At 51.2% G+C, this 1,638-nt stretch carries 1 protein-coding gene and 1 pseudogene; both read right to left on the bottom strand.

Features of this window, described 5'->3' with window-relative positions; all coding sequences use genetic code 11:
• Positions 1–1,009: 2-oxoglutarate dehydrogenase complex dihydrolipoyllysine-residue succinyltransferase (odhB, locus tag ACTHUE_RS18280; RefSeq protein ID WP_440424118.1), on the bottom strand; the 1,009-nt coding region annotated here is incomplete at its 3' end.
• Positions 1,010–1,108: 99 nt separating this feature from the next.
• Positions 1,109–1,638, bottom strand: a pseudogene (gene sucA / locus ACTHUE_RS18275) (2-oxoglutarate dehydrogenase E1 component); the annotation flags it as partial.

Below are 1,638 nucleotides of genomic sequence, written 5' to 3'. Positions count from 1 at the left end.
GCATACCCAAAATCGCAGATTGAGGCGGGTTGATGATCGGGGTAGACATCATAGAACCGAAAGTACCGCCGTTGGTAATACTGAATGTACCGCCGGTCAGATCTTCGATAGCGATTTTGCCGTCTTTAGCTTTTTTCGCGTAATCAACAATTGCTTGTTCGATGTCGGCAATGCTCATTTGGTCGGCATCGCGCAGGATTGGTACAACCAAACCGCGTGGGCTGCCAATTGCGATACCGATGTCGAAGTAGCCGTGGTAAACGATGTCTTTGCCGTCAACAGAAGCATTCACAACCGGATATTTTTTCAGGGCGGCAACAGCGGCTTTAACGAAGAAGGACATAAAGCCCAATTTCACGCCGTGTTCTTTCTCGAATTTTTCTTTGTACTTCGCACGCAAGTCCATGATTGGTTTCATGTTGACTTCGTTGAATGTAGTCAGAATGGCGTTTTCTTGTTGAGAAGCCAAGAGGCGTTCTGCAACACGGGCACGCAGACGGCTCATTGGTACGCGTTCTTCAGGACGTGCGCCGGCAGGAAGTGCAACGGCAGGGGCTGCGGCTGCTGCAGGTTTGGCAGCGGCATTTTGTACGTCTTCTTTCAATACGCGACCGTCACGGCCAGAACCTTGCAATGCGTTCACGTCAACACCGGTCTCGGCAGCCAGTTTGGCGGCGGCAGGCATAGCGGCGTTGTTTTGTGCAGCAGCAGGAGCAGCGGCTGGGGCAGCTTCGGCAGGCGCGGCGGCTGGTGCTTCAGCAGCGGCAGTAGCAGCTGTATCGATGCGTGCCAAAACTTGGTCGGCAACAACGGTTTCACCGTCTTGCGCTACGATTTCAACCAATACGCCGGCTTGTGGAGAAGGTACTTCCAAAACCACTTTGTCAGTTTCGATATCGATCAGGATTTCGTCACGGGCAACTGCTTCGCCAACTTTTTTCTTCCATTCCAAGAGCGTGCCTTCAGATACGCTTTCAGACAGCATAGGTACTTTTACATCAATAATCATTTTGTGTCTCCAATGGCCCTTTCAGACGGCCTGTTGTGTGTTTTTAATTCTGCATATGGGCATTCCGCCTGAGCAGCCTCAGACGGAATGCTACTTGGTTTACAACGCCAAAGCGTCTTCAACCAATTGTTTCAATTGAGCAATATGTTTGCTTGAGTAGCCCACTGCAGGCGATGCACTGCTTGGACGACCGGCATAAGACAGTTTTTGCTCTTCGCTGATAACGTCTTCGATGCGGTGGCGGATTTGGTAGAACGCGCCTTGGTTTTTCGGCTCTTCTTGCGCCCAAACCACAGATTTTGCATTCGGATATTTCGCCAGTTCAGCTTTAACCTCTTCATATGGGAACGGATACAGCTGCTCAACGCGGACGATAGCAACATCATCTTCCAGTTTACGCTCGGTACGGCCTGCTTCCAAGTCATAGTAAACCTGACCGGCACACAATACCACGCGTTTCACGCTGTCGTTGCTTGCGCGTTCGGCGGTATCACCGATAACCGGACGGAAAGTCGAACCTTCGGTGAAGTTTTCCAGCGGGCTCATTGCACCTTTGAAGCGCAACAGGCGTTTGGACATGAAAATCACCAGCGGTTTGCGGTATGAACCCAAGACTTGACGTTGCAAGA

The sequence above is a fragment of the Neisseria sp. P0021.S005 genome, from assembly GCF_051956955.1.
This window is presented reverse-complemented; position numbering and strand designations above follow the sequence as displayed.